Here is a 3,473-nt window from a genome sequence, read left to right as displayed (position 1 = left end):
AGATATTAATGATTCACGTAATATTACAGTGAAAAATAGAAGTGAAAAAGCAAAAACATTTAGTGTAAATGTTAAATTCCAAACAGGATTAAGAGATTCCAAAGATGCAGCTCAAAATGGAGTGACCTTAACAGGTCCAACTTCAGTTAAATTAAATGGAACTAGTCAAAAATCAATTAAATTTGACTTAAACATTCCGAAAACAGCCGAAAAAGGAACATATGAGGGATATATCGTCTTTACAAATAATGCAGATCCAACTGAAACGTATCAAATTCCATTTGGCGGACGTGTTATTAATGAAGGGATTGATACCTTTACAGTACGAAGTCCAATGTATTCTGGCGATACACGTTGGCCAGAAAATGCCATGCAATTCCTTGGTTTTCAATTCTCAATAAAGTCCTTTATGAAGACTTTAGATGTAGTATTACAAGATTCAACGGGTCAAGATATTGGTTTCCTAGGGTCTTTTGATCCTCGAATTTTGAATGAAAACCAAGTTTATGGTATTCCTATTGCATTCACTGGGGGTTACTATCCGTTTACAGGTGATTCGAAAAATCCGATTAACAGTGATTATGTTGATGCAAAAACAGGTAACTATAAATTAAAAATGATTGGAACAAATGATCAGGGGAAAGTATTTACGAAAGTAGCGGATTTCATCTTCGAAAAAGGCAAACCAACAATGACATCAAGTTTTGATTCGTTAGATCAAAAAGTTATTGAATATAATGATAGTCAATTCGATTCAAATGGAGAATATTTATATGATTTCAATATTAATGTAAATGATCCTGAAGTGGCTGATGCTAATCGTGTTGGAATTCCAATTGATCAATCAAGCAATGCAGTGGTTTCATTTTACGATAGTCCATATTCAGCATTTCCAATTAACACTGATAAAAATGGAAATTACAACGATCAAATACTAGTGAAAAAAAGGTCTACACCTTTAAAAGTTCAGTTTTATGCTTATGATGATGCAAGAAACTTTACTTCAGAYGGTACGTCAATGCTAAGGGTAGCTTTTGTTTCTAATACTTACCCTTACTATTACTTAAAAGCAAATAAACAAGCCGCTTCTACCGGAGATACTATAAATTATTCTATTCGTTCGAATAATATTAAAAACCTAAAAACATCAAAGATTACAATTCCAGTCATGAAAGACAATGGTGACTTAGCTACAATTAATAATGTTGTTGTAAATGATGCAGTTAAGCAATATGGGGATGCACAAGTTTCTGTAACATCAACATCTGATGATTTTGATACGACTTATACAATTACTTTTAACTATTTAGGAAATAAAGCATTACCAGAAGATATGCAATTAGTTAATTTCGATTTAAATACAGTTAAACATTATACGCCAAATACAAATTTCTCTGTTAACTGGTTTGACATGGAAATGACTGGAACTACAGTTGATCAATCAAATGTAGTAACAAATAATGTATATACTTATATGGAAAGTGTTAAAATGAAAAACACATATTCAAGGATAAATGGTAACTTGAATTTAGAAGGAACGACTGATCCTTTAACAGGCCAAACGAATTACGCGTTAGATCAAACCAAAATTGGTGCAAAAGTAACTGTAACGTCATATGATGGTAAAACTGTTATTGAGGCTCCAATAGAAAACAAATATGGAGGCTACATTGCAGATGGAATGAAAGCTGATAAAAATGCTTCTACATTAAAAGTAGATGTACCAGGTCATTTTACGATGTATAAGTCGTTAGTACTATCTTATGACGTTCGAGGAGAAGCAATCGGATATAGATTTGGTTCTGCACTTGCTCAGGCTAAAGCTGGAGATGCAAATAAAGATAATGTAATTGATATAATGGATGCATTATACCTACAAACAAATTGGGGAACAAATAAATCAGGTGCAGATTTGAACTTCGATGGAGTTGTTGATAAAAAGGATATGGATCTTCTTATTAAAAACTATGGATTACAAAATAGTACAGTTCCAAATCCACCTAAAGCGAAAACTAAGTATAAAGGTTCTACATTAGATACTGTGTTAAATCAGTTAGGATTAAAATAATCCTAAGCTAGTTTCTATAATCAAACGAAGAACCATTTTTTTGGCTTACTACAGTAAATAGGGGCAGTAATTAAATAAGATTTTAAGTAGCCTTAACCCTGTATTTTTTTGGGTTAAGGTTTTTTAATTACTTTTGAAATCAATCTCTCTGCGTTCAAAAAGCATCAGTTCCATTAGGGTACACATTGACAGGATACACAAGATCGCTGAACTGCTTTGTTTTTATAACGAAAACAAAGAATAAGATGTTTGATTCTCTTTTTACAGCCATTTTTAAAACTAATCAGCTTTTCCAATCGGAAGAGGACAGCTCTTATTCAAAAAACAAGTGCTTAATTTGATGATTCATTAGCTGTTAAGCAGCTCTTTATTTATTTGAAAAGGCTACTGAGTGAACTTAATGATATAAAAGGGTAAAAAAGGAATGTCTCTTATGATAAGTGACATTCCTTTTTTTCAGGATTGATTAGTAATTCCACCATTATTAAGCTTTATTAGTTTGCTTTATTTTAATATAATAGTTAAACAATACTTTTATCAACAATGCAGCATTAAATGGAGGCATACCAGTTATTGCCGAAGGAAATGCATGGAAACAACAAAACTATTAAATGCCTCTTTCCTCCATCTGATCCAAAACTGACTTAATTGTTCATTCAATAGGTAACATGAGACGAAATATAGTTTCATGCGGTGAGGTTGATACTAAGAACAATTCACAATTATTAGCTTCAGCAAGTAATCGACTTAATGGTAACCCAAGTCCTAATCCCTGCTTCTTCTTTCTTTTACTGTCTCCTCGATAATATCGTTCAAAAATATAAGGAATTTCTGATTCTGCAATCCCTTTACCATTATCTGATATATCAAGGTACAGCTTTTTATCTTCAATAGTCATGCTTAAGGTGATTTTAGTAGCTTCTGCTCCTGCACTATTCATTAAGAGGTTAAGTAGAATTTGCTTAATTTGACCTCTATCGGCAACTATTTTCAGTGGTTTGATTAAAGGAGAGGCATCAAAGTCTATATCTTTAAAACCATCTATGGAATGAACCTGTTGCATTACCTCTTCTATTACCTCCCAGAGAGGGAACAATACAAACACTCCATGAACAGTGCTGGATTCTAACGAAGCAAAATCTAATAAATCTTCTACCATTTTTTGCATTCTCTTAGCTTCTTCTAACGTTGTTACTAAAAATTGATCCGCTGTTTCACCAGTGACAATGCCTCCTTGGACGGCTTGAATCATCCCACGAATCGAAGTAACTGGGGTCCTTAATTCATGAGAAACACCTGCAAGTAAATCAGTTCTCATTTGTTCAAGTTGTTGCAAACGCTTTGTCATTATCTTAAAAGAAGAAAATAGTTGTTGTAATTCAGYCTCTTTAACTTTGGTTGCTGA

The 3,473-nt window shown here is 32.8% G+C and carries 2 protein-coding genes; one reads left to right on the top strand and one right to left on the bottom strand.

Annotated elements, in window-relative coordinates:
- Positions 1-2,068 (top strand): dockerin type I domain-containing protein (locus tag AC1DSL_RS16465; RefSeq protein WP_477533023.1); only part of this gene is annotated, 2,068 nt, incomplete at its 5' end.
- Between the two features lie 652 nt (positions 2,069-2,720).
- On the opposite strand, the gene AC1DSL_RS16460 is transcribed toward AC1DSL_RS16465, so the two are convergent.
- On the bottom strand, positions 2,721-3,473 hold a 753-nt coding region (locus AC1DSL_RS16460), incomplete at its 5' end, for a sensor histidine kinase (protein WP_477533022.1).

It is taken from the genome of Paenisporosarcina sp. P4_D4 (assembly GCF_056401835.1).
The sequence above is the reverse complement of the archived record's forward strand: the minus strand, read 5'-3'. Positions and strand labels throughout refer to the sequence as shown.